We start from the raw sequence: 23,834 nt of genomic DNA, 5'->3' as shown, positions 1-23,834 counted from the left end.
AAAGTTACCCTTTCCGGTTCTTGGCCAAAAAACCTCGCATCGCCATTTGAACCGAACGGCTGGGCCAGGAACAAATTAGCAGATCGCCTGTTGAGGGCGGAGAGCCCACGCGGGGATGCGGGGGGCGGAGCGCGGCCCATGCCCATCTTTCGGTATTTCCTCTTTGTCGGTGGAGCTTTGCTCGCACTGCTATTCGCAGCCGACTATAGTCTGCCATCGCAGCCGGTTGCGCAGGCGGTCACCACCGCAAGCAACGATCAGCCGCTGATCCGGATCCGCTCCGACCGCCATCTGCCCGAGCGTGTCGTGATCGATACCACCCAGCCCACGATTGTCCCGCCTGTGGTGAAGACCGCCGCCGTGGTCGCACCGCAGCCGCCGGTTCAGGACAGCGCGTCGGCCGCGCTCGCCGAGATGTCGGCGAAGGCGCGGGTGCGCGAGACATTCGCCCAGTTCACGCCGGACCCGAAGGCCGAGGCCGCCAGGAAGAGCGACGGCAAGCTGCAGGCCCAGGCCCAGCCGACCCAGAATCAGGCTCAAGCGCAGACGCCCGCGGCTTCGCCGCCGCAGGCTCAGCCCAGGCGCAAGGTCGTGAGGGCGCATCCGGCCCCGCAGCCGGGCCGGCCGATGATGCTGGTCGCCCAGCAGCCGCATTTCGGGCTCTTCAACACGACCTGGTGACAGCGCCTTCGATCCGCCTCGAACACGGCGGGGAGGGCTTTTTATTGGTCGGCCGCTCTGCTAATCGAACCCATCCGAGGACCGTCAGGCCTGCTGGCTCGCCAGCAGGAGTGTCGGGTACGTCTCGGTTGATGGCCCGGTGTCCGGGCCAGGGCGCTCGTAGCTCAGCTGGATAGAGCATCGGATTTCGATTCCGAGGGTCGGAGGTTCGAATCCTTCCGAGCGCGCCAGCCACCTTGTTCGAGATATGTTCCGAATTCTCGCTGATGTGGGGCACCCTCGCGCCGGCTTGCGCGTCCGTCAGCCGGCCCGAAGACCGCTTTGCCGCCCGCGTGCCAGCGTGTCCGAGGGCGCCTCGTGGAAGGTCGCACGGTAGGCCGCGGCAAACTCGCCCATGTGATGGAAGCCCTGGGCGCGCGCGCATGTGGCAACGGTGGCGCCGCCACCTCTGAGCAGGCGGGCGCGGGTCGCCCACAGCCTCTTGAGGCGAATATACTGATGCAGGCTCATGCCCCGCACCTTGCTGACAGCGCCGCCGAGCGTCCGGATCGAGACGCCGAACTCGCCGGCGAGATCGGCGGTATAGATCGGCGCGGTCGGATGGGCTGAAACGTAATCGTCGATCCGCTGCACCAGCTTGATGGACCGCTCGCCCTGCATCGAGGCGGTGCGATCGGACGTCGCATCGATCCGAAACAAATCGTCGAGCGCCAGCAGCAGACCTTCCTGCAAATGGGCGGCCACCTCGGTGGTCTGGAACAGGAGCGGTTGCACCGACGCGGTTCGCAGGATGTCGAGCAGGAGCTGCCTGATGTGAAGCAGGGCGGGACGGTTGGCGACATGGGCCCGCAAATCGTCGGCGCGATCGAACCAGCCCCGGTCCTTCAGGTCGGGGGACAGGATGATCATCGCATGATGATTGGTCTGGGGCTCGACGAAATGGCATTCCTCGGTGCCGCGAAGCGTCACGAAGAAACGCGCGTCGAGATCCAGGCCCTTGAAGTTGACCTGCAGATCGTCGGTCATGGACAGGAGCACCATGCCGCCCGGCATCCGGTAAGCGGTGTCCAGGATGCGCGCGAACGATCGCATCACGACGATACGGCACGCCGGCAGGGAGACGACCGCGCGGGCCGCGGCGAAGCTCGGGACGTCGAGCGGGATGCTTCTCGCGTCCTCCATCGACTCGATCGGTCGAAACGCATCGACGTCGGCAAAGCCGGTCAGTTGAAGCGCGGAGGATGGAGCGAGGGCGTCGAACAACATGGATCTGGCCGGCTGCCGAAATGTGACAATCAAATGAACGTCGATGTACCGCCATCAATGGCGAAACATCGCCTTGCAGTAAATCGAATTTCAGGCCGTAGTATTGCGGACATCATGCCATGACGTCCGTCAGATCGATGCCATCGTCAACGAGCTCGGCTCACCGGCTGGCCGGAGGCAAGGTCGATGAAGCGCGGCCGCGCGCCGAGAGAACAAGCAACGGACGCAAGGCGCCATGCGGCGCTGCTCAACCAAATGCGTCCGCACGTTCAGGTCCGCCTGCGAGCATCGAAAACGAACAACGCGACCATCACCGTAGAATGACGGTGTAACCGGATCTCATCCTTGATCCAGATCAGTCCGATGGAGGGCAGTTCTTGGCATCGCGCCAAATCGGCAACGATCGCGCGAGACTTCATTTCGCAAAAGCGAAGGGGCCCGGAGGGCCCCTTCAGATGTCACCATCGGCGATAGCCGTAGCCATAATAGCGCGGGCCGTAATAGCGCCGCGGCCCATAATATCGGGGGCCGTAATACGGCCGCGGCCCGTAATACCCATAATAGTTCGGGCGCCACCAGCAGCGCCCCCAGGCGTCGCAGACCATCCGCACCTGCTCGACGCCGGCGACGTCAGGTGTTGCGGGCGCGGGCGCGATAGGCATGGCGGACGCCGCCGACGATGCCGCCAGGGCACCGAACACGGCGCCGAACAGGCCTGCGGCGACGAGGCCGATCTTGCGAGTCATGATGTCTTCCTCCGCTGACGCGATCCACGATATCGGACTTGTTCTGATCAAATTGTGGCGGAACCGAAATGTAATGCTGATGAACAAATCTTCAGCAAATACGGACGGGTAGCGGCTTTGGCTGCATGCCAATGCCGTGCTCTGGACCTTGATCCTGCGCAATTCGCAAGCGTGCCTCGGCTCTTAGTGTTGTTGGCGTGGCAGCGGCGCGGGGCCTGCTGCCGGACAAGGTGAACTGGATGCGAGTCATTCCAAATCTGTCGATCTCGCCGGAGAAAGTCTTCTTCGTCATTTCGAAATCGCGCCGTTCCGACAGCGAGGCGGCCGGAGGTGGCGTCATCCTGGACTTCGGCGACGACGACATCAGCTATGGCCGCGGTGGGCGCGGCGAGACCACCGATCGTGCGGAGCTCGCGGGCTTCATCCGCGATCTCAATGTCGACGAGCAGATCGACCTCGTGACGCTGACCTGGCTCGGTCGCGGCGATGGCGATCTCTCCAATTGGCGCGAATTGCACGCCCAGGCCGCGCAGGCCCACAACCAGCGCACCGCGTCCTACCTGATCGGCACGCCAATGCTCGCCGACTATCTGGAGGAGGCGATGGCGCAGTTCGGCAAGTCCTTCGAGGAATTCGAAGAACATCTGTAATGCCGGCCGCGGCGCGCACAAGTTTCAAGGAGAGTTGCAATGGATAAGATGAGAATCGACAAGGGTGACTGGCTGGTCGTGTGCGACGGGCGCAAGGCGCTGATTCTGGAAAATCTCGGTGACGAGATGTTTCCGAACCTTCACACCAGGGAGGTGCACGAGCAGCCCAATCCCTCGACCGCGGCGCAAGGGACCGACGCGCCGGGCCGCCTGCATGCCGCTGCCGGCGGCGCCCGGAGCTCGGTCGAGCAGACCGATTGGCACGATGAGGCCGAGCGTGCCTTCCTGCGGAGCCTTGCCGGCCGGCTCGATGCCGCCGTCAGCTCGGGCGAAACCACGGCCCTGACCATGGTGGCCTCGCCGCGCGCGCTCGGCATGATCCGCGCCGATTATTCGGACGTCGTGCGCAAGGCGATCCAGAACGAGGTCGGCAAGGACCTCGTCAAGCTGCCGGTCTACGAGATCGAGAAGCAATTGCTGATGTCGGGCGCCGCCAAATAGGGACGCCCGCAGAGGACGCGCTGCCGGCCCTCAGTAGCAGGGGTGCCGGCGGCGGTCCTGGCCGACATAGCCGGCCGCGCTCTGGTAGCAATGGTTGGTCGACGGGCCGTCGTAAAAGGCGAAGGTGCCGGGGGTGAGGCCGGGCCCGTAATTGTGGACATAGCTGATCGGGTAGGGCAGCGGATTGGCGTAAGCGCGGTGATACCGGTGATGGCCCCGCGCCTCCGCCAGGCCAGGGGCTAGGATTGCGGCCGACAGGGCAGCAACCGCGGCTACAAGCGTCAACTTGCTCATCTCGATTCTCCGGAACCCGCGCGAATTGGTTCGCCATCTATAGCCATTTCGATCCCCCGGGGCACCCGTCCGGCCCCCGGAAATCCGGGTCGATCCCGCAGATTCCCGGGTGGGTGTGACAGAATTGCCGGAGGGGCCCTCCAGGTCTGCCCATTTTTGGCCTTTTCGGGATGCTTAACGAATTCCCCACACAAGTATGACCAAAGAGTATTCGGTTAAGAATCCTGTCGCCGGCCTTTTGGGGGGCTCCTTCGAGGCCGGTGCATTCCTGAAGGCTTTCGCCGTCACCTCGCCATGCGCATCACGCTTTTGAGCCTGCTGTTGCTCTGCCTCGCCGCCGTCACGCCGGCGCGGGCCGAGCTGCATATTACCCGCGACCACGGCGGCTATGTCGAGGAGTACAAGGCCAAGTACAAGCGCGTCCGCGAGAAGGGCGAGCGCGTCATCATTGACGGCATCTGCAATTCGGCCTGCACGCTGGTGCTCGGCATCGTGCCGATGAACAAGATCTGCGTGACGCCGCGCGCAAGCCTGGGCTTCCACCAGGCCTATTACGACAAGGCCTTCACCTTCGGCATCAAGGTCACCAGCTCCGAGGGGACATCCGACCTGATGTCCTACTACCCCGATAAGGTGAAGGACTGGATCCGCCGCAACGGCGGGCTCACCACCGACATGAAGAAGATCAAGAACGGTGTCGAGCTCTGGAAGATCATCGACCCCTGTCCGGAAGAATGGTGAGCGGCTGAGCTGAGCCGCAATCCGCCGTCGCAGCGCAGCATCGCCCCGGACGAAATTCGCATTGCCGCATCGCCGTCGCTGGGGCAATGAGGGCGGCAATGAATCAAAATCAAGAAGCCCTGACTGCCCGCGCCGCGCCGATCCTGTTCGTGCTGCTCTGGAGCACGGGATTCATCGGGACCAAATACGTCGTCAACAACGCCGATCCCTTGACCTATCTGGCCATCCGCATGGCCATCGTCGTCGTCCTGATGGCGATCATCGCCGGCGTCGCGCGGCCGAAATGGCCCGATGGCACCGGCATCGCGCACAGCGCGGTCGCCGGCATCCTCGTCCACGGCTTCTATCTCGGCGGCACCGCGATCGCGATCGCCCATTCGATTCCGGCCGGGCTCTCCGCGCTGATCCCGGGCCTGCAGCCGATCCTGACCTCGACCATCGCCAACCGCTGGCTCGGCGAGCGGGTGACGCCGGTGCAATGGGCCGGCCTCCTGCTGGGCCTCGGCGGCGTGGTGATGATCCTGCACAACCGGCCCATGACCGGGGAGGCCGGGCTCGGCTGGCTCGCCTCGGTGGTGTCGCTGATCAGCATCACGCTCGGCACGCTCTATCAGCGCCGCTACTGCAACCAGATCGACTGGCGCGCCGGCAATCTCGTGCAATATGTCGCCGTGACCATCTTCTTCGCGACCGGCGCCTTCCTGTTCGAAGACCGCGTGGTGCACTGGACGCAGGAGTTCGTGCTCGCGCTCGCCTGGCTCGCGGTGGCGCTCTCGATCGGATCGATCGGGCTGCTCTACTGGCTGATCCGCCACGCCGCGGCGACCTCGGTGGCGAGCCTGTTCTATCTCGTGCCGGCCGTGACCGCGCTGATGGCCTACATGCTGTTCGGCGAGACGCTCGACGCGCTGGCGATCGCCGGCATGGCGATGTGCGCGGGCGCGGTGTTCGTCGTCAACCGGCGCGCCTAGGCGGACGGGGCGGCGAGGGTGGGCGTCGCCGCGCTGATCTCCGGACGCGCTCGCATCCGGAGACCCGGTCTCGCGCGCCCGATCAGCGCTTCGCCTTCTTGGCCTTCTTCTTTTTTGCCTTTGCAGTTTTCTTGGCAGTTTTCTTGGTAGCCTTTTTGGCGGTCTTCTTCGCGGTCTTCTTGGCCGCCTTCTTCGAGGATTTCTTGGCGGCCTTCTTCGAAGACTTCTTCGCGGCCTTCTTCTTGGCGGCCTTCTTTGGCGCTACTTTCTTCGCGACCTTCTTGGCGGCTTTCCTGACCTTCTTGACGGCGGTGACCGCCGCGTCCTTGGTCGCTTCGACGGCGCTGGTGATCGTCTCCATCGCCTGTTCGGTGATCGGCTTATCGTCGTCCATATCGTCCCCCGTGGTTGATTGGAGCGATGACGATAGCGAGTTTCGAAATCGTGTCAAAGCAGCGCTCAACTTCTGCGGATCTTGGCGTAGGCGGCGAGCGCGCGCTCGCGTCCCCTGGCATGATCGACGATCGGCTGCGGATAGGTTTTGCCGAGCGTGACGCCTGCGCTCGCAAGCTCGATCGGCGTTGCCTGCCACGGCCGATGGATCAGCTTGGCCGGTAGGTCCTTCAGCTCCGGCACCCAGCGCCGGACGTAGGTTCCATCCGGATCGAACTTCTCGCCCTGGAGAATCGGATTGAACACGCGGAAATAGGGCGCCGCGTCGGCGCCGCAGCCGGCGACCCATTGCCAATTGGCGGGATTGCTGCCGGCGTCCGCGTCGACCAGCGTGTCCCAGAACCAGGCTTCGCCATCGCGCCAGTCGATCAGGAGGTGCTTGACCAGGAAGGACGCCACCACCATCCGCACGCGGTTGTGCATCACACCGGTGTGCCAGAGTTCGCGCAGTCCGGCATCGACGATCGGATAGCCGGTGCGCCCGCACTGCCAGGCGGCGAGCGCCTTGGGATCGCGCTTCCAGGGGAAGCCATCGAAGTTCGATTGCAGGTTTTCGGTGGCGAGGTCGGGATGATCGTGCAGGAGGTGGCGACAGAACTCGCGCCAGCCGAGCTCGCTGAGGAATTTTTCGACACCCGGCCCGAGTGCCGGATCTTCGTCCGCGGCGAACCGCGCGGCGTGCCAGACCTGGCGCGGGCTGAGCTCGCCGAACCGCAAATGCGGCGACAGGCTTGAGGTGCCCTCCCGGTCCGGGCGGTCGCGGTCACCGACATAGGCGCGCGAGGTGTGCTTGAGGAAGTCGCGCAGGCGCGCACGGGCGGAGGCTTCGCCCGGGGTCCATGTCTCGCGCAGGCCGCCCGCCCAATCCGGCTTGGCCGGCTCGAGTGTCCAGCTCTCCAACTCGTCGCTGGCGACCTTCGGACCCGGGCGCAGCTCCTTCGGTGCAGGCAGCGGCTTTGGCGGATCGCCGAGCGAGAGCACCCGCCGCCAGAACGGGGTGAACACGCGCAAGCCCCGACCTTCCTTGGTGCGGATCGCCGAGGGTTGGACGAGGAGGTCGCCGGGGAAGCCTTGCGGGTCGACGCCGAGCCTTGCCAGTGCCGCTTCGAGCTGTCTCTCAACCGCCTGATGCGGCACTTGCGCGATCGTGTTCCAGTGGACGGCGCGGGCGCCGCTCTCGCGCGCCAGCTCAGGGATGATTTTGGCCGCCAGTCCCCTGCGCAGGACCAGCGACCCGCCGCGCGCGGCGATCTCGGCCCCGAGCGCGCGCAGCGACTGCGCCAGCCACCAGCGCGCCGCGCCGCCGGGCGGGCGGGCGACGCTGTCGTCGAGGACGTAAAGGCAGACCACTGGCGCGCCGCTCTTGCCGGCAGCGTGCAGGGCGGGGTGGTCGGACAGGCGAAGATCGTCGCGGAACCAGACGATGACGGGTGGGGCACTTGGCTTGGTCAGGCGAGGCCTCGTTTACAATTTGGAAAGCATGCCGCGGCCGGCGGCGTGAACCCTCGTTAATGCGACCGTAAGCCGCCTGCATTATTTTGCAGGAATTACGGAGAGATTCCCATTCATGTCCAGCTTTTCAACGGCAAAGATCCTGCCGCAGTTCAAACTCGGCACCAAGGCCGTACTGTGCGCCGTGCTGCTGATCGCCGTGAATACGGCGCTTGTGGTCGGCGCCGGCTATTGGTCGCTCACCTCGGCCTTCAATGATCGCGCGCTGCGCGACATCGAGGTCAATCTGCGCACCCTGGCGCTCGCCTTCAGCGAGATCGTTCCGGCTGCCAAGATCACGATGCGGGACGGCGCGGTGGTGCGCGCCGAGATCCCCAAGATGCCCGAGTTCACGGACCACGCCATCGTCGATCGCGCGGTGTCCTATGTCGGCGGCAATGCGACCCTGTTCGTGTTCGACGATGCCAGCGGCCAGTTCGTCCGCCGCTCCACCAACGTCAAAAAGGAAAATGGCGACCGCGCCGTCGGCACCCAGCTCGCCGCCGATCATCCCGGGCAGGCGTCGCTGCGCCGTGGCGAGGCCTACAAGGGACCGGCCGTGCTGTTCGGCAAGACGTTCATGACCGCCTATTTCCCGGTTGCGGATGCGAGCGGCAAGGTCGTCGGCATTCTCTATGTCGGCATTCCCATGATCCAGTACGAGAACATGCTGTCGCATGCGATCCAGAGCATGGCCGTGGCTGCGGGCCTTGCCGCGCTTCTGGTGCTGGTCCTGACGCTGCTGATCGTCCGCCGCGTCACCCGGCCGCTCACCTCGGTCACGCGCTCGCTCACCGCGCTTGCCGACGGCCAGAGCGACGTCGCGATCGAATGCGAGGATCGCGCCGACGAGATCGGCGAGATCGCCCGCACCGTCGCGGTGTTCAAGAGCAATTCGCTGGAGCGGGCGCGCCTGCGCAGCGAGCAGGCGGCGGCCTCGGCTGCAGCCGCCGAGCAGCGCAAATCCGACCTGCGCAACTTCGTCGAGGAGTTCCGTGGCAGCGTCGGCGGCATCCTCGACAAGGTGCTGACCTCCTCTGGCGAGTTCGAGCGCGCGGCACGGCAACTGACCGACGTCGCACGCTCCACCGCAGACCTGTCGGCGCAGTCCGCCGGCGCCTCCGAAAATGCCTCCGAGCACGTGCGTTCGGCGGCCTCGGCCTCCGACGAGCTGTCTCAATCGATCTCCGAGATCACCCGGCGCGTGGAGGAATCGAACCAGATTTCGGCCGAAGCGGTGCAGCAGGCGGAGGCGACCGACCAGCGCATCGCACAGCTGTCCGAAGCCGGCGCGCGGATCGGCGACGTCGTCAAGCTGATCACCTCGATCGCCGAGCAGACCAATTTGCTGGCGCTGAACGCCACCATCGAGGCTGCGCGCGCGGGCGATGCCGGTCGCGGTTTTGCGGTGGTGGCCCAGGAGGTCAAGACGCTGGCGGGCCAGACCGCAAAAGCGACCGATGAAATCTCGAACCACATCGCCAGCATGCAGCTTGCGACCGAGGAATCGGTCGTCGCCATCAAGGCGATCAGCCAGACCATCGAGCGCATCAGCGGCATCGCCGGCTCGATCTCGGCCGCGGTCGAGCAGCAGAAAAGCGCGACCCACAATATCGTGGCGAGCGTCCGCGCGGCGGTTTCCGGCACTGCCGATGTCGCCGTCAACGTCCGCCAGGCCGCGCAAGGCGCCAACGAGACCGGCGAGACCTCGAGCCGGATGTTCGCCTCGGCCCAGGCCCTGTCGGGCGAGAGCGTGCATCTGAAGGCCGAGGTCGACGGTTTCCTCGACCGCGTGCGGGCGGCGTAAGGTAGGGCGTGATCTAGCCTCGTCATCCCGGGATGGTCCGAAGGACCGCCCCGGAATGACAGTGTGTTGTTATTTCGGCTGCGGCACGATGCGGATGTAGGGCTTCGGCTCCTTCCAGCCTTGCGGGTAGATCGTCTTGGCCTCGTCGTTGGAGACCGAGCCCGCGATGATGACGTCCTGTCCCTGCGTCCAGTCGGCGGGGGTCGCGACGCGGTGCTTGGCGGTCAGTTGCAGCGAGTCGATGACGCGCAGGATCTCCTGGAAGTTCCGCCCCGTGGTCATCGGATAGACCAGCACCAGCTTGATCTTCTTGTCCGGCCCGATGACGAAGACGTTGCGGACGGTCTGGTTGTCGGCGGCGGTGCGCTTGAGGGGATCGCCCGAGATCGCGGCCGGTAGCATGCCGTAGAGCTTCGAGACGTTGTAATCGGTGTCGCCGATCATCGGATAGTTCGGCGCTGCGCCCTGCGTCTCCTTGATGTCCTCCGACCAGCGGGCGTGGTTGTCGACCGGATCGACCGAGAGGCCCATCAGCTTGACGCCGCGCTTGTCGAACTCCGGCTTCAGCCTCGCGAGCGCGCCGAGCTCGGTGGTGCAAACCGGCGTGAAGTCCTTGGGGTGCGAAAACAAGAGCGCCCAGCTGTTGCCGATCCAATCGTGGAACTTGATCTTCCCTTCGGTGGTCTCGGCTTCGAAGTCGGGTGCGGTGGCGCCGATCGGAAGTGTCATGATGTTACCTCATCGCATTGAATCTGCTGGGAAATTCGTGTCTTGTCGTCCGCCTCAATATAGGGGTCTTGCGAGGCTAAGTGAACGGCAACTGAACTGGTTGAAGTAAAATGTGAATTCCTTCCTTGAAGGGACGAATTTCTAGCAACTTATTGTTACGGCGACAGCTGCGGCGAAACAGCTCCCTCCGGGGTCATACGGTCTCGCTCGCCCCGATTATGCCTTTTATGACTTCCATCACGCTCGCCCGGTGCGTCCCAGAACCAAAACGGTTCTGACAGCGACCAATTGGCAACCATCTGGAAAAGTCGCGATCCCCATATCGAATCGTTAACCACCCCTTTACGTCGGCATGAAAATGCTGACCGGTCAGAAGAAATCTGGAAGTGAACTATGTCTGCCGCTGCGCCTAAATCTGTCGAGTCCTCGTCCCTCGAACCGTCCTGCCGCGATACCGCGGCCCATGCGCTCTCCATCGTGCGCGACGGCGTCATCACCGGTGAAGGCCCGACCACCAAGGGAAGGGTGCACTTCTCCCGTTCGCTCGACGCCGATGACACCGCCTGGTGCACGCGCATCCTGACGGCCACCGCCGTCAACGATCAGCCGGTCAGCCGCGCCGAGGCCGAAGCCCTGTTCGAGATCAACGAGGCTGCAACCGAGCGCACCGATGGCGGCCGCTTCGACGATTTGCTCGCCAAGGCGGTTGCCCATTATGCCGCCAGCGCCTCGGGCCTGAAGGTGCCGCCGCGCAGCGTCGCGCTGTCAGCCGAGACCGACATCGAGAGCTGGGCGCCGTCCTATGCCTCCAAGGTCAACAGCGAGATGCTGGAGTGGATCGCCGGCCAGATGCGCGGCAAGCGCCACAACAACCGTCGCCTGATGGCGATGGTGGCGACCTTCCTCGGCGCCACCGCGCTGCCCCTGGCGGGCCAATTGCCTGCTGTCTTCGACATCGGCATGTAAGATTCTGCGCCTCGCTTGAGGACGCGTTTAAACGGCGGGGTTACTTCCCCGCCGTTTTTTGTTTGCCCGCGTCCGGCTCGAGGCCCAACGTGCGGCCGGGGAAGCCGGCGGCATCGAAATAGCGCTGGCTGCCGACGCGCTGGAAATTCAGTACGGTGGTCAGGCCGCCCTCGGCGGGCTTGGACTTCATCGTGCCGGCGTAAGCCTTCGGCGCGACGCCGTTGGGCAGAGCCTCCGACATCACCCGGCCGACCAGGCCACCGTTCTGCGCGGCGCGCAGGCCCATCAGCCGGGCGGCCGTCATGCCGACATCGGCATTGCTGACCGGGATCTCGCTGACATAACCGGCTTTGAAGTCCGGACCGATGGCGGCCATGAAGTTCATGGTGTCGCCGCGGCTGAAGCTGCCATGCATGCCCTGGCCCTGGCGCAGCACGGTATCGGCGACCTGCACCGAGCAATTGGTCGGCGCCTCGCCGCAATCGCTGGCATAGGAGCGGAAGTTGACGACGATCGACGGGGTCGGCGTCGCCGCGCTGCCACGCAGATTGATGCTCGACAGCGGCAGCGTACCGGGGAAGCGGCCGAGCGAGTCCTCGACGAACAGGCCGGAGACGTAGTCCTGCGCGAGCAGCGCCTTGATGGTCTTCGCGGCGAGCTTCTTGTCCTTGTTGGGGAGATAGACGAGGTCGGAGCCGCCATTGGTGGCGACGACGAGATCGGGCTTGGTGGGGTCTTTGCCGAGCACGCCGTTGCCGGCCTTGGGATGCTTGTTGCCTTCGACCTTCGCATTCTTGTCGTTGGGGTCGAACAGCGGCAGGTCCAGTGCCTTGGCAAGGTCGAGCGCCAGGAAGCCCATCGGCAGGAAGTCCTTGGGCGTGTCGCCATAGCTGACCTTGGCCGAGGGGCTGGTCTTGCTTTCCTTGGAGATGGTCGAGAAGCCGTGGTCGGCCGAGATGATGATGTTGGTCGAGGCGGCGAGCCCGAGCTCGTCGAGCGCCTTGCGGAGCTGGGCGAGGTTGTTGTCGGCGTTCTTGATGCCGGCCATCGAGGTCGGCCCGTTGATGCCAGGCATGATCTGGTTGAGGCTGTCGCCGGTGTTGTGCTGGCTGCCGTCGGGGTCGCGCGACCAGAACACCAGCACGAACGGCTTGTTGCGCGCCTTGAACATCGGCAGCACCACCTTGGCGGCGACGTCGGCGAAATAGGCCTGCTGCGCGACGTTGGCCACAATCGTGCCCGGCGTCTTGGCATCGCCCGCCTTGGCGTTGTCGCCGCGGGGCGGGGTAGCGGTCGGCAGGCCGGCCTTGGTCAGCGCGTCCTTCACCTCGTCCGACAGGGCGACGCCGTTCTTGCCGCCGGTGGAGTCGTCGAACACGATCGAATGCAGGCCGGCCTTTTCGGGCTTGTCGGTGTGGTCGAACTGGTAGGTCGGGCCAACCTTGCCGATCGCCGCGGTGCTGAGGCCCTTGTCGCGGGCCATCTTCAGGATGGTCTCCTCGTTGAGGTAGTTGCCCCCAAAATGCTCGTCGATGTCGCCGAGCACGGCATCGTTCTCGATGAAGGGGACCACGGTGTCGCCGGCGGGAGCGGAGGTGTAGTTGGTCCAGATCGTGTTCGAGAACACGCCGGTGTCGCCGAGATAATGGCCGGTCGACATCGCCGAGCCGTTGGCCATGGTGAAGGTCGGGAACAGCGAGTGCGGGTTCTTGAAATTGACGCCTTTGTCACGGACCTCGGCCATCGCGGGCGCCGTGTCGGCGTTCACCTTCAGCGCGCGCAGGCCGTCCGGGATGAACAGGATCAGGTTGCGGGGTGTGTTATTCTCAGCGGAAGCAAGTCCGGTGGACAGCACGGTCAGTCCGGCGGACAGCAACAGCAGTGAACGGCGCATGGAGGTCTCCTGGCGGTGAGGCGGCATGGTCGTGAGACGGCTTGGCCGCGACCGCGGCCTCCGCTTCGTTTAGTTTCGCTGCATGACGGTTTTGTTACAAGGTCGATAAACGATGCAAGAGGGTTGGGGGCGGCTCTCTCGTGTCCAGGCCGCGCGGCAGCGTTCTTGCGCTGCTGCGCAGCGCAGAGCCGGGACCCAGCAGGCGGCGCATTCCACCGATACATGGGCCCCGGCTCAGCAGCGCACCGCTTGTAAGCGCTGCGCCGCGTCCGGGGCACGAGAGCGTGATTTCGCGGGCATCTGTTTCCACGCCGTCATTGCGAGCGGAGCGAAGCAATCCAGGCTGTCTCCGTGGAGGCGGCCTGGATTGCTTCGTCGCATCAGCGCAAAATTGCTCCGCAATTTTGTCGCGAGCTCCTCGCAATGACGGGTTGATCGCATCGCTCACCAAACTTGCATCTACATTGCTGGTGGAGACGTTCAATCCGGCGCGGTCTGCACCCCCGGGCCTTGGGCAGGGGCCTGCGCCGGTTTCGGCGCCGGCGGACGGCGATCGGATTTCGCGCGGTCCGACTTGGCGAGATCGCGCCGCAGCGACGAGGGCGTGGCGTGCAGGGTAAATGCGATTGCGATCTGAGTTCTGTTCTGGAGCCGGTACTTGCGCATGATGTTGCCGATATGCGCCCGCACCGTGTTCTCCGAGATCTTGAGCTCGTAGGCGATGTTCTTGTTCTGCAGCCCCCGTGCGATCAACATCATCAGCTCGCGCTCGCGCGGTGTCGGTGTAATCGAATCCTTCGGATCCGGGCTCATGATGGGCTCCTCCCTGGTCTTCGGGCTGAATTGGCCGCCGCCGGCATCTTCTCACTCCGTCTTGAGCGCCTCGATCGGGCTGAGCTTGGATGCCTTGTGGGCGGGATAGAAACCGAAGATGAGGCCGGTGGCGATCGAGAAGCCGAGGGCAAGGCCGATCGCCTGACCGTCGATCGAGGTGACCCATCCCGCCATCCGGGCGACCGTCATCGAGAGCGTGACGCCGCCGGCAACGCCGATGGCGCCGCCGAGCAGGCAGAGCACCAGCGCTTCGCAGAGAAATTGCAGACGGATGTCGCGCATCCGTCCGCCGAGCGCGCGGCGGATGCCGATCTCCCGCGTGCGTTCGGTGACCGACACGATCATGACATTCATGATGCTGATGCCGCCGACCAGCAGCGAGACCGAGGCGATGGCGACGAGCAGCAGCGCGACGGTGCGGATCGCGCCTTGCTGCGCTTCCATCGCGGCGGCCGGATCCTGGACCTTGAAGTCGTCCTCCTGGCCGGCGGGAACACGGTGGCGCTGGCGCAGCAGGTTCTCGATCTCCGCGCGTGCGCCCGCCATCTGTCCGTCGCCGGCGACCTTGGCGATGATGTAGGCGACCGAATCCCGGTTGATGTTGCTGGCACTGCCGAGAAAGCGCAGCTTGGCGGTGGCGAGCGGCACGAAGGCGACGTCGTCCTGCGCGGGATCCTTGCGGTCGAGAACGCCGACCACCTCGAGCGGGACTTTCATGATGCGGATCTGCGCACCGATCGGGTCGTCGCCGGCCGGAAACAGCTCACGTGCGACCCTGTTTCCGAGGATCACGACCTTGCCGGCACCGGCCTCTTCGGCGGCCGAAAAATAGCGGCCTGCGGCGAGCTGCCAGTCGCGCACCATGAAATGGGCCGTCGTCGTGCCGTTGATCGTCGTGTTCCAGTTCTTGCCCTCGTGGATGACCTGCGCCGTCCCTGCGATCGAGCCGGCCGCGGCCTGGATCTCCGGGATCTGCTCGAGGATGGCCTGCACGTCGCTCTCGGCCATCGTCAGCTTGCTGCCGTCCTTGAGACGGACGCCGCCCTGATAGGCCGCGCCGGGGGTGATCATCAGCACGTTGGCGCCGATCGAGCGGATCTGCTCCTGCAGCCGCAGCTGCGCGCCGGCGCCGATCGCAAACACCGTCACGATGGAGGCCACGCCGATCACGATGCCGAGCATGGTGAGGAAGCTGCGCAGCGGATTGAGGCGCAAGGCGTGCAAGGCGATCTGAAAACCCTGGAGCATCGTCACGGCGCAACGCTCCGTTTCGGCAGGATCATGGTCTGGGTCTCGTCGGCGACTAGCTCGCCGTCATGCAGGCGGATGGTACGCCGGCATTGCGTCGCGATGCCGGGATCATGCGTGATCATCACGATGGTCTGGCCGGTCTGGTTGAGGGCTGCGAACAGCGCCAGAATCTCGGCGCCGGTGCGGCTGTCGAGCGCGCCGGTCGGCTCGTCGGCGAGCACGATCAGCGGGGAGGCGATCAGTGCGCGCGCGATCGCGACGCGCTGCTGCTCGCCGCCGGAGAGCTGCCGCGGGAAATGATGGGCCCGGTGCAGCATGCCGACGGCCTGAAGGCTTTGCTCCGCGCGTGCCAGGCGTTCCTTGCGGCTGATGCCGCAATAGACCAGCGGCAGCGCGACGTTCTCGATCGCGTCGTGACGGGCCAGCAGATTGTAGGACTGGAACACGAAGCCGATGCTGCGGGCCCGCAAGGAGGAGCGGCGATCTTCGGAGAGGCCGGCAACGTCGGCACCCTGAAGATAGATTGCGCCCTCGCTCGGCAGGTCGAGCAGCCCGATCATGTTCATCAATGTCGATTTGCCTGAGCCGGACGGTCCCATCACGGCTGCGATCTCGCCCTGCGCGATGTCGAAGCTGACATTGCGCACCGCAGTCACTGCAACCCCGTCGGTGCGGTAGGTTCTGCTGACCGACCGGAGGCTGATGAGAGGCGGGGATGCGGTCATGATCCGAACCTGATTCCGAGAAACTCAAAGCCCGCCGGCCGGATCGCCTGGCCGACGGCGACCTGGCTGCCTTCGTCGAGGTCTCCGCTCTTGAGTGCGACTTGCTCGGTGCCGGCCGTGCCGACCGTCACGGCGACGCGCTGGAGCGAGCCGCCTGCGCTGCGCACCCACACCCCGCTGTGCGTGCCGGCCGAGGCCTGCCGCGTGCCGGAGGGCTGGAAGCGCAGCGCGGCGAGCGGCACTTTCAGAACGTCGTCCTGTCGCTCGATCACGATCTTGACCAGGGCCGTCATGCCGGGGAGCAGCGCGCCGTCGAGATTGGAGGTCGCCAGCACGACGGTGTAGGTGACGACGTGCTGCTGGGTCTGCGGAGCCTTGCGGACCTGCCGCACCACCGCCTCGAAGCGGCGGTCCGGGTAGGCGTCCACGGTGAAATGGGCGCGCTGGCCGGGGGCGATGCGGCCGATATCGGCCTCGTCGACCTGGGCGTGGATCTCCATGTCTTCGAGGCGGTGCGCCACCACGAAGGTGGTGCGCGATTCCAATCCGACCGCGAGCGTCTGGCCCTCGTTGACGAACCTGCCGACGACGACGCCGTCGATCGGCGAGCGGATCACGGTGCGGTCGAGATCGGCCTGGGCTGCGGCGAGAACGGCCGCCTTCTCGGGCACGGCCATTCGGGCCTGCTGCAGCTCCGCCTCGATCCGGCGGACGTCGGCCTGCGCACCTTCCACCGAATAGGAGTTGAGCGACATCAGCACCTCGGCCTCGCGCTCCTGGGCGAGACGCGCGGTGAACTCGGTCTGTGCATCATCGACCGTCGTCGTCGCCACCACGTTCTGCGAATGCAGCGCGAGCTTGCGCTGCAGGGTCTTCTGTGCCGAGCTCTTGACCGCCTGGGCGCTTTCGAGCTTGGCGGCGAGCACGTCGCGGCTGCCCCTGGCGTTCTGCAGGTCGATCCTGGCGCGATCGAGCTTGGCCCTGGCGATGTCGACCAGGGAATTGGCGACGGCCAGCGAAGCGCGGGCTTCGTCGACCTTGGCGGCAAAGCTGCGCGGATCGATCAAGGCGAGCGGCTGATCCTTGGCGACGGTGTCGTTGAAATCGACATAGACCCGGGAGAGCTGCCCGGACAGTTGGGAACCCACCTCGATCGTCTTGACCGGCTGCAGGGCGCCGGTGACCGTGACGGTCTGCTCGATGCTGCCGCGCTGGATCGAGGCGTAGCGGAACACGGGCGAACCCGGCTCGAATGTCGAGGCTTTGCGCCCGGTGGGAGCGAGCAGGCGCCTGGTCGAGTCCAGTGCGTGCGACGCTTTGCTGGCAGCGCCCCCGGCGGCGGCGATCACCGCCGGCCCTGCGGTCGTAACCGCGGCGAGGCTGCAGGCAGTTCCAAGCAGGGCAATAATTGGCACAAATCGCATATCAAATACCCGCCTCTTTGAAATGGTTCGTTGGCGGCACGGACAAAGATCGCGCTATGGTTGCAAATCCCCCAAAGCGATATCGATCGTCAGTATGTCGCCATTGGCGGGCCGACGGTCGGGCGCGCCTGATGATCCAGAAGTAAAGTGCGCGCTGTGCGACTATTCGTGATTTGAAGACAATGCATACCGAGCGTATCGATGTGAGGCGCGCGGTATCGAACTCGATAAGCCGATCGAACGTCCCGTCTGGTCTGGCCGAAACGGCCACTTGCCGGCGTTCGAGCGGACACATGGGTGGCGATGCCATGACGCAGCCGGCGAAACCACGACGCAGGACTGCCGCATTCTCGATATCGGCCCGCTGCGATGCCGCCGATCGCGAGGCCTGGTCCCTTCAATCACGAAGCCCGATATGTGAACGCCTTCACTCGTCTCCGGCGCGTGTTGGCTCTAAGAGGTCGTACCGGCGGAACGACGCACCGCGTTCGGTCTTCGCGATTCCATCCAAGCACCTTGATCTCGTTTGCAAGAAGAATGGACGGCTCGTTGCTTTTTCATCGAGCCCCAAGCCGGGGGAGCCCGTTGCCCATGAGTTCAGGTCAAGCCACAGTCTATGTCGTTGACGACGAAGTCCAGATTCGCACCGCGATCGGAAGTCTCTGCGAGGAGACGGGCCATCAGGTGAAGTTGTTTGCGTCGACCGATGACTTCCTCACGGAGACCATGTCACCCGGGCCGTCGTGCCTCGTGCTCGACGTCCGCTTTCCCGGTACGTCGCCGACCGGTCTCGAGCTGCAGCGCCGGCTCGCCGAGACGGGCGTGCCCATTCCGATCGTCTTCATCAGCGGCCATTCCGACGTCCGCGTCTCGGTCGAGGCGATGAAGCGCGGCGCGGTCGAGTTTCTGCCGAAGCCCTTTCGTGAGCAGGAGATCCTCGATGCGATCAGGCACGGCATCGAGCGCGATCGCAGGCGGATGGAACGTGAAGACGCCGTGCGGGAAGCCCGCCAGCGCGTCGAGACGCTGACGGCACGGGAGCGCGAGATCATGCTGCTGATGGCCGAAGGGCTCGTCGCCAAGCAGATCGCGGCGCGACTTGGCGTGAGCGAAGTGACGGCGAAGGTGCATCGCGCAAGGATGATGCGGAAGCTGGAGCTGCGTACGCCGATCGAGGTGGTGCGGCTGATCGACAGCATGGGGCGCGAAGCGGAGCTGCGGGCCGGTGCGGGATAGCGCCGCTCGCGGGCTTTCACGTGCCCGCATGTCGCGCAGGCGTCTAGTCCGTACCGATTAGCATGAACTGCAGTCTGTCGCGCAGGCAAGGATCGGTTCAAAGTTGTCCCTACGATGTCGGCTCTTCCAAGACGGCATCCGAACTCAGTCAGACAACTTTGTTAGAAAGGGATTCTCCATGCGCAAATTGTTTTTTGCTTCGGTTGCATTGTTCGCCCTGTCCTCCGCCGCGCAGGCCGCCAACACCTCGACCACGGTGCAGGTCGGCGTCGTCAACGGCTCCAGCGTTTCGCAGCAGGGCCTCACCAACGACACGTCTTCGACCAGCCAGCTCGGCCTCGTGAACAGTGCGACCACGATGCAGGGCACCAGCTCGGCCTCGCTCAACAACGGCAGCACGGTGAACCAGATCGGCGTGCAGAACTCGGCGACCACGGGCCAGGTGGCGTTCGGCAACAACGGCAGCTCGATCACCCAGGACTCGTTCGGGCCTGCCGCGCTGCAGAACAACGCCGCCGCCGTCGGCCAGCTCAGCGTGTTCGGCGCCAACGGCAGCACCGTCACGCAGACCTCGCACTGAACCACGTACCGGTTTGGCCGGACGCATCCAGTTGCGGTGCGTCCGCGCCATTCTCGAATGCACCGCAACCGGCCGGCCGATCAATTGCGACGGCCCGCTTCTTCTCGCGGAGGAATTGACATGCGGATCACCTATTTCATTGCAACGGTCGCGGCGCTCGGTGTGCTGACGGCCGCCGATGCACAGGCCGGCAACAGCGCCAGCGTGCTGCAATTCGGGACGACCAACACTTCGTTCATTTCGCAGAGCGGCGGCACCAGCAACAACGCCACGACCCTGCAGTTCGGCGCGACCAACAGCGCGACCACGTTGCAGATCGGATCGCTGCTCACCGTCAACACTTCGGTGATCGGGCAGGGCGGCACGACCGCAACCGCATCCAATACCGCGATCGCCGGCCAGGTCGGCGGCTCCAATACGAGCCTGATCGGTCAGATCGGAGCGAACAATGCGGCCGGTGTCGGCCAGCTCGGGATCCTGAACGGCTCGACCATTCTCCAGCAGGCGCCGTGAGCAGGCATGAAGTGGTGAGGCATGTGATGAAACATCATTTGAAATGTGCGGGCGCCGTCCTGCTTGCTCTGGCCTCGGTCGGCGCCGGATCGGCCGGCGCCCAGACCGCCGACATCAAGACCATCGTCTCGGTCGGCGGGTCGTTCTGAACCAGAACAGCCAGCTCAACATGGCGGGCGTGTTCATGATCGGCGGCAGCACCAGCGCGACCGTCACGCAGAACGGCACCAACAATGCCACGGGCGTCCTGCAATTCGGCGGCACGAATTCCGCATCCGTCGGGCAGAGCGGGGCGATCAATCTTGCCTTCGTCGGTCAGACCGGGCAGTCGGCGAGCAGCGCGATATCCCAGCTCGGCGCGATCAATGCGGGCACGGTGGCGCAATTCGGCACGGTCAACAATTCCACGATTCTCCAGACCGGGCCGTAAATCGCTCGCAAACTCTTCGGCGTCGGCAAACAACGGAGAAGCGCGATGCGGTGCGGCAGAGCGATCTTGAAGCGGGTTCTCGCCGTGGCGGCGTTGCTGGCCGCCATCGGCACGGCGACGCAGGCGTCGGCCGGATCGGTCCAGCGTACCGTGACCAACCGGAACGTCAGCATCGAGACGATCGTTCAGTTCGGCAACGATGTTCAGCCCGTGACGATCGAGGAGAGCAGCCGCATCAATATCGCGCGGGTTATCCAGATCGGCGGCACCGGAACGGTGGATGCGACCATCATCCAGAACGGTACGCGCAACTACGCCAATGTGATCCAGATGGGCGGCACCACCAACGCGATCATCGGCCAGTCCGGTGCAAGTAATACCGCCGACATCACCCAGATCGGCAATTCCACCAACGCGCTCCTGCTTCAGATCGGCGACATGAACAGTGGCGCGGTGCGACAATTCGGGCGTTTCAACTGGCTGGCGATCTTTCAGTTCGGCCGATGATGGAGGTGTGACATGAGATTGCTCCTGCTCGCATCCGGAATAGGACTCATGGGAGTGATCGCAGCGGCGCCGGCAGGCGCTGCCGACGGTCACACCACCGTGGTCCAGGACGAGAACGGCACGTCGGTGATCACGCAAAGCGGCGATCCCGCGCAGGCCGAGGTCAAGATCGAGAAGGAACCCGGGCGCACGACGGTCTATCGCCGCAGCGGCGGCAACACCGCCATCGTGACTCAGGGCAGTGGCAACGCGCAGGACATGCTCGACTGGCTGCGCAAGCAGCAGGGCCGCTGACGTGAAGGCCCACCGCCCGAGTGGGACGGTGGGCCCTGCATGACGCGGCCTTACCAGCGATAGCCGCCGGTCAGCGTGCCGTTGTTGTTGCCCTCAGGGCCGACATCGCCCTGCGTCGAGCTCGGGGTCGGATGGTTGGTGCCATTGAGCGCGCCATAGGGCCCCGCGACGTCAGGATAGTACGCGCGCGGTTGAACCGGTTCATAGGCGGGCGCGGTGCGGTCCCAGCCGGCGCGTGGGCCATTCCAATCATAGCCCTGCGCCGAGGCTGTCGCCGTGCCGGCGACGAGTGATGCCGTGATCAGGCAGAGGAGTTTTGACTTGTTCTGCATGCGAGATGCTCCTTGCTTGTGTCGGGAGCCAACGGTTGCACTGCGGCAGCGTTCCGGAACCTGGGCGGCGAGGCGATCAACTCCGATCAACTGGTTATGAAGCGCGGGCTGCGGAACGAGGCGGTATGAGTCGTCGGTCGCGGGCGTTCTTGCCGCACCGGTTCCCGCCTTAATCCCGTGCCTTAACCAATAATTAATTATAGGTTTGCGGGTGGGCGACAGCCCGGCCTAGCGTAGCTGCGGGGAGCCGCGATCGCTTGAGCCAAACGAGTTGGTGCGTATCATGACCTATCGAATGCATGGGGCCTTGCTCGCCTCGTTCAGCGCAGCCGCGCTGCTTCTTAGCCCCGATCACAGCTTTGCCAGACCCGGCGGCGCCGCGCCGCAGGGCCTTGCGGCTGCGCCGTCCGGTACCGTCGGACGTCCGGCCATCGCGCCGGGCGCTCGGTTCCACCGGCGCAATAACCCCTTCGTGTACTGGCCCGGAGGCGGCGGCTTCTATTATGACGGCGCCGGCTACAGCCAGCCCTTCATCGATGCGCAGCAGCCGGTCTCCACCGACGTGCGTTACACCTACACTTACGACGTCCCGTGGGACTGGGCGCATCGCTTCCCGCCGAACGTGGTGCCGTCCGACCGGCCCTATGTGCCGAGCTGCCCGACCGAGCAGGTGACGGTGCCCGGCCGCGGCGGGGTCGAGCACACCGTCAACATCACGCGCTGCTATTAGCCAAGTTCAAAACTGGTCACGCCGAAGACGCGGTCGATCCGCAGCGGCGCGATCGGCCCGGTATACATCCGCGCCGTCTCGAACACCGGCTTGAGGCCAAGCGCTTCCGCGAGCGCGACGGCGTCGCGATTGACGGCGGGGACATCGAGGAAGACTTCGGCACCGCCGGCACTCGGCAGCAGGGCCTGCACGATGGCCTCCGCCGCCGCGTGGTCGTCGGCGACGAGCGGACCGATCTTGTGGCCGGTGCGGCAGGGCCGGATCACACCCCATGCCTTGAGCTTGCCGTCACGCAGAAGCGCGCGGCCGACATGGCCTGATGTGTTGATCCATGCGCTTAAGAAAGCGCTGCGCCGGGCCGGGAAAACGGTGCCGTCGTCGGCCTCCACGAGCGCAAGCGGGATCGTGTCGAGCGCGACGACATCGGCGGGCGGCTTCACGGGCGCGGCGGCGATGCCGCCATAGCGGATATTGGCATAGGCCAGCTGAAAGCCGGACTTCTTGTAGTTGTCCTGCTGCGCGACCACGCCGTCGAGCCCGATCACGCGCGCGCCGGCATGCGCGATCGCCGCGTTCCAGATGCGCAGGCCGTGGCCGGAGCCGCGACAGTTTGCGCGCACGATGTAGAATCCGAGGAATGCGAAGCGAGAGTCGTAATTGACGCAGGAGACGGTCGCGATCGGCTCGCCGTCGATCTCGCCGACGAAGAAGCCTTGCGGGTCTGGTACAGCGAAGCAGGCGGCATCGCAGAGGCCCGGATTCCAGCCCTCGGCCGCGGCCCAGTCGATGGCGAGGGAGATCTCCTCCAGGCGCAGGTTGCGGATCAGCAAATCGCTCATGACAGGTCCCTTCGACCATGGACCTGCTGACAGGTCTGGCGGTAGAAGGCCTCATGATAGGCCGGGCCGGTGGCTCGCCTCAACCTAGGGGATGATCGGTCATGGCAGCAGAGAAGGTTGCGCTCGTCACGGCGGGCGGCAGCGGCATGGGGGCAGGGGCTGCGCGGCGGCTGGCGGCGGACGGCTTTCGCGTTGCCATCCTGTCGTCCTCCGGCAAGGGCGAGGCGCTGGCGGCCGAACTTGGCGGCTTCGGCGTGACAGGCTCGAACAAGTCGAATGACGACCTGAAGCGCCTGGTCGACGGCGCCATGACGAGGTGGGGACGGATCGACGTGCTCGTCAACAGCGCCGGCCACGGGCCGCGCGCGCCGATCACCGAGATCACCGACGAGCAATGGCACACCGGCCTCGACACCTATTTGCTCAACGTGATCCGCCCGACGCGGCTGGTGACGCCGCTGATGCAGGTGCAGAAGGGCGGCGCCATCATCAACATCTCGACCGCCTGGGCGTTCGAGCCCAGCGCGATGTTCCCGACCTCGGCGGTGTTCCGCGCAGGCCTTGCCGCCTTCACCAAGATCTTCACCGATGCCCATGCGGCCGACAACATCCGCATGAACAACGTGCTGCCGGGCTGGATCGACAGCCTGCCGCAGCAGGACGCGCGCCGCGACAGCGTGCCGATGAAGCGCTACGGCAAGGTCGAGGAGATCGCCGCGACGATTTCGTTCCTCGCCTCGGACGGTGCGGCCTACATCACCGGCCAGAACATCCGCGTTGACGGCGGCCTGACGCGCTCGGTCTGAGGCAGGCGCGCGGATTCGCGCCCTCTCCGTCGTGACGCGACGCCGGCTTGCCTTGCGCGTCACTGGACCAGCGTCGATGCGTGGCGCTGGGGTCACACTCCTCGCGCGTCTTGCGTGATAAGTCACCGATTACGTCACAGTCC

At 65.1% G+C, this 23,834-nt stretch carries 29 protein-coding genes and 1 tRNA gene; 17 read left to right on the top strand and 13 right to left on the bottom strand.

The features are described 5' to 3' along the window. The first annotated feature begins 138 nt into the window (after positions 1 to 138). Together Q0743_RS08445 and Q0743_RS08440 are read left to right on the top strand one after the other, a co-directional pair. Positions 139 to 681, top strand: a complete 543-nt coding sequence (locus Q0743_RS08445; RefSeq protein ID WP_298241101.1) for a hypothetical protein — start codon at positions 139 to 141, stop codon at positions 679 to 681. Between the two features lie 153 nt (positions 682 to 834). Next, a tRNA-Arg gene (locus Q0743_RS08440) sits at positions 835 to 911 on the top strand. Between the two features lie 70 nt (positions 912 to 981). On the opposite strand, the gene Q0743_RS08435 is transcribed toward Q0743_RS08440, so the two are convergent. Continuing rightward, complete coding sequence (locus tag Q0743_RS08435) at positions 982 to 1,947, bottom strand: helix-turn-helix domain-containing protein (protein WP_298241100.1); 966 nt, start codon at positions 1,945 to 1,947, stop codon at positions 982 to 984. A gap of 458 nt (positions 1,948 to 2,405) precedes the next feature. Further along, entirely contained in the window at positions 2,406 to 2,693 is a 288-nt protein-coding gene (locus tag Q0743_RS08430; RefSeq protein WP_298241099.1) for a hypothetical protein, read from the bottom strand. A 239-nt stretch (positions 2,694 to 2,932) separates the two neighbouring features. Here Q0743_RS08430 and Q0743_RS08425 point away from each other — a divergent pair, with 239 nt between their 5' ends. Beyond that, a complete protein-coding gene (locus tag Q0743_RS08425; protein ID WP_097658981.1) occupies positions 2,933 to 3,343 on the top strand; it encodes a DUF3775 domain-containing protein in 411 nt (136 codons plus the stop codon). 39 nt (positions 3,344 to 3,382) lie between these two features. Next, entirely contained in the window at positions 3,383 to 3,844 is a 462-nt protein-coding gene (locus Q0743_RS08420) for a host attachment protein (RefSeq protein ID WP_298241098.1), read from the top strand. Positions 3,845 to 3,874: 30 nt separating this feature from the next. Here Q0743_RS08420 and Q0743_RS08415 read toward each other — a convergent pair whose 3' ends face one another. After that, positions 3,875 to 4,138, bottom strand: coding sequence for a hypothetical protein (locus Q0743_RS08415; RefSeq protein ID WP_298241097.1), 264 nt, complete (start codon positions 4,136 to 4,138; stop codon positions 3,875 to 3,877). A gap of 294 nt (positions 4,139 to 4,432) precedes the next feature. On the opposite strand from Q0743_RS08415, the gene Q0743_RS08410 reads away from it, so the two are divergent. Together Q0743_RS08410 and Q0743_RS08405 are read left to right on the top strand one after the other, a co-directional pair. After that, positions 4,433 to 4,879, top strand: a complete 447-nt coding sequence (locus Q0743_RS08410; protein ID WP_298241096.1) for a hypothetical protein — start codon at positions 4,433 to 4,435, stop codon at positions 4,877 to 4,879. A gap of 98 nt (positions 4,880 to 4,977) precedes the next feature. Beyond that, on the top strand, positions 4,978 to 5,850 hold the full coding sequence (locus tag Q0743_RS08405) for a DMT family transporter (protein ID WP_298241095.1): 873 nt from the start codon (positions 4,978 to 4,980) through the stop codon (positions 5,848 to 5,850). Between the two features lie 82 nt (positions 5,851 to 5,932). Here the strand turns inward: Q0743_RS08405 and Q0743_RS08400 are convergent, their stop codons facing one another. Then, entirely contained in the window at positions 5,933 to 6,244 is a 312-nt protein-coding gene (locus Q0743_RS08400) for a histone (protein ID WP_298241094.1), read from the bottom strand. Positions 6,245 to 6,309: 65 nt separating this feature from the next. Further along, positions 6,310 to 7,701 (bottom strand): deoxyribodipyrimidine photo-lyase, encoded by a 1,392-nt coding sequence (locus Q0743_RS08395; protein ID WP_298241166.1) that lies wholly within the window; start codon positions 7,699 to 7,701, stop codon positions 6,310 to 6,312. 169 nt (positions 7,702 to 7,870) lie between these two features. On the opposite strand from Q0743_RS08395, the gene Q0743_RS08390 reads away from it, so the two are divergent. Further along, positions 7,871 to 9,601 (top strand): Cache 3/Cache 2 fusion domain-containing protein, encoded by a 1,731-nt coding sequence (locus tag Q0743_RS08390; protein WP_298241093.1) that lies wholly within the window; start codon positions 7,871 to 7,873, stop codon positions 9,599 to 9,601. Positions 9,602 to 9,670: 69 nt separating this feature from the next. On the opposite strand, the gene Q0743_RS08385 is transcribed toward Q0743_RS08390, so the two are convergent. Further along, complete coding sequence (locus tag Q0743_RS08385) at positions 9,671 to 10,330, bottom strand: peroxiredoxin (protein ID WP_298241092.1); 660 nt, start codon at positions 10,328 to 10,330, stop codon at positions 9,671 to 9,673. A 393-nt stretch (positions 10,331 to 10,723) separates the two neighbouring features. Between Q0743_RS08385 and Q0743_RS08380 the strand changes: the two genes are divergently transcribed. Next, positions 10,724 to 11,296, top strand: a complete 573-nt coding sequence (locus Q0743_RS08380; protein ID WP_298241091.1) for a hypothetical protein — start codon at positions 10,724 to 10,726, stop codon at positions 11,294 to 11,296. Between the two features lie 40 nt (positions 11,297 to 11,336). Here the strand turns inward: Q0743_RS08380 and Q0743_RS08375 are convergent, their stop codons facing one another. The 5 genes from Q0743_RS08375 to Q0743_RS08355 form a co-directional block, all read right to left on the bottom strand. Next, positions 11,337 to 13,190 carry a nucleotide pyrophosphatase/phosphodiesterase family protein gene (locus Q0743_RS08375; protein WP_298241090.1) on the bottom strand — a complete coding sequence of 618 codons (1,854 nt, stop codon included), beginning with the start codon at positions 13,188 to 13,190 and terminating at the stop codon, positions 11,337 to 11,339. A gap of 480 nt (positions 13,191 to 13,670) precedes the next feature. Continuing rightward, positions 13,671 to 14,003 (bottom strand): LuxR C-terminal-related transcriptional regulator, encoded by a 333-nt coding sequence (locus tag Q0743_RS08370; protein ID WP_298241089.1) that lies wholly within the window; start codon positions 14,001 to 14,003, stop codon positions 13,671 to 13,673. Positions 14,004 to 14,054: 51 nt separating this feature from the next. Further along, complete coding sequence (locus Q0743_RS08365) at positions 14,055 to 15,272, bottom strand: ABC transporter permease (protein WP_298241165.1); 1,218 nt, start codon at positions 15,270 to 15,272, stop codon at positions 14,055 to 14,057. A gap of 2 nt (positions 15,273 to 15,274) precedes the next feature. After that, a complete protein-coding gene (locus tag Q0743_RS08360) occupies positions 15,275 to 16,000 on the bottom strand; it encodes an ABC transporter ATP-binding protein (protein WP_298241088.1) in 726 nt (241 codons plus the stop codon). Then, on the bottom strand, positions 15,997 to 17,424 hold the full coding sequence (locus tag Q0743_RS08355; protein ID WP_298241087.1) for an efflux RND transporter periplasmic adaptor subunit: 1,428 nt from the start codon (positions 17,422 to 17,424) through the stop codon (positions 15,997 to 15,999). The genes Q0743_RS08360 and Q0743_RS08355 overlap by 4 nt, the downstream gene beginning before the upstream one ends. Positions 17,425 to 18,015: 591 nt before the next feature. Between Q0743_RS08355 and Q0743_RS08350 the strand changes: the two genes are divergently transcribed. From Q0743_RS08350 to Q0743_RS08320, 7 genes are all read left to right on the top strand, one after another. After that, entirely contained in the window at positions 18,016 to 18,660 is a 645-nt protein-coding gene (locus tag Q0743_RS08350; protein ID WP_298241086.1) for a response regulator, read from the top strand. A gap of 178 nt (positions 18,661 to 18,838) precedes the next feature. Continuing rightward, positions 18,839 to 19,240: a curlin subunit CsgB gene (locus tag Q0743_RS08345; RefSeq protein ID WP_298241085.1), complete on the top strand. Its 402-nt coding sequence runs from the start codon at positions 18,839 to 18,841 to the stop codon at positions 19,238 to 19,240. A gap of 120 nt (positions 19,241 to 19,360) precedes the next feature. Beyond that, positions 19,361 to 19,753, top strand: coding sequence for a curlin (locus Q0743_RS08340; protein WP_298241084.1), 393 nt, complete (start codon positions 19,361 to 19,363; stop codon positions 19,751 to 19,753). A gap of 26 nt (positions 19,754 to 19,779) precedes the next feature. Continuing rightward, positions 19,780 to 19,902, top strand: coding sequence for a hypothetical protein (locus Q0743_RS08335; protein ID WP_298241083.1), 123 nt, complete (start codon positions 19,780 to 19,782; stop codon positions 19,900 to 19,902). A 20-nt stretch (positions 19,903 to 19,922) separates the two neighbouring features. Further along, positions 19,923 to 20,183 carry a curlin gene (locus Q0743_RS08330; RefSeq protein ID WP_298241082.1) on the top strand — a complete coding sequence of 87 codons (261 nt, stop codon included), beginning with the start codon at positions 19,923 to 19,925 and terminating at the stop codon, positions 20,181 to 20,183. 66 nt (positions 20,184 to 20,249) lie between these two features. Continuing rightward, positions 20,250 to 20,690, top strand: a complete 441-nt coding sequence (locus tag Q0743_RS08325) for a curlin (protein WP_298241081.1) — start codon at positions 20,250 to 20,252, stop codon at positions 20,688 to 20,690. Between the two features lie 12 nt (positions 20,691 to 20,702). Continuing rightward, positions 20,703 to 20,984: a hypothetical protein gene (locus Q0743_RS08320; RefSeq protein WP_298241080.1), complete on the top strand. Its 282-nt coding sequence runs from the start codon at positions 20,703 to 20,705 to the stop codon at positions 20,982 to 20,984. A 50-nt stretch (positions 20,985 to 21,034) separates the two neighbouring features. Here Q0743_RS08320 and Q0743_RS08315 read toward each other — a convergent pair whose 3' ends face one another. Continuing rightward, positions 21,035 to 21,316, bottom strand: coding sequence for a hypothetical protein (locus Q0743_RS08315; protein WP_298241079.1), 282 nt, complete (start codon positions 21,314 to 21,316; stop codon positions 21,035 to 21,037). 283 nt (positions 21,317 to 21,599) lie between these two features. On the opposite strand from Q0743_RS08315, the gene Q0743_RS08310 reads away from it, so the two are divergent. Next, on the top strand, positions 21,600 to 22,046 hold the full coding sequence (locus tag Q0743_RS08310; protein WP_298241078.1) for a hypothetical protein: 447 nt from the start codon (positions 21,600 to 21,602) through the stop codon (positions 22,044 to 22,046). Here Q0743_RS08310 and Q0743_RS08305 read toward each other — a convergent pair. Beyond that, a complete protein-coding gene (locus tag Q0743_RS08305; protein ID WP_298241077.1) occupies positions 22,043 to 22,885 on the bottom strand; it encodes a GNAT family N-acetyltransferase in 843 nt (280 codons plus the stop codon). The genes Q0743_RS08310 and Q0743_RS08305 overlap by 4 nt on opposite strands. A gap of 101 nt (positions 22,886 to 22,986) precedes the next feature. On the opposite strand from Q0743_RS08305, the gene Q0743_RS08300 reads away from it, so the two are divergent. Continuing rightward, the gene (locus Q0743_RS08300) at positions 22,987 to 23,691 is read left to right on the top strand and encodes an SDR family oxidoreductase (RefSeq protein WP_298241076.1); all 705 of its coding nucleotides are present in this window, start codon (positions 22,987 to 22,989) and stop codon (positions 23,689 to 23,691) included. The last annotated feature ends 143 nt before the right edge of the window (positions 23,692 to 23,834 follow it).

The sequence above is a fragment of the uncultured Bradyrhizobium sp. genome, assembly GCF_936943645.1.
GTDB lineage: Bacteria > Pseudomonadota > Alphaproteobacteria > Rhizobiales > Xanthobacteraceae > Bradyrhizobium.
The sequence above is the reverse complement of the archived record's forward strand: the minus strand, read 5'-3'. Positions and strand labels throughout refer to the sequence as shown.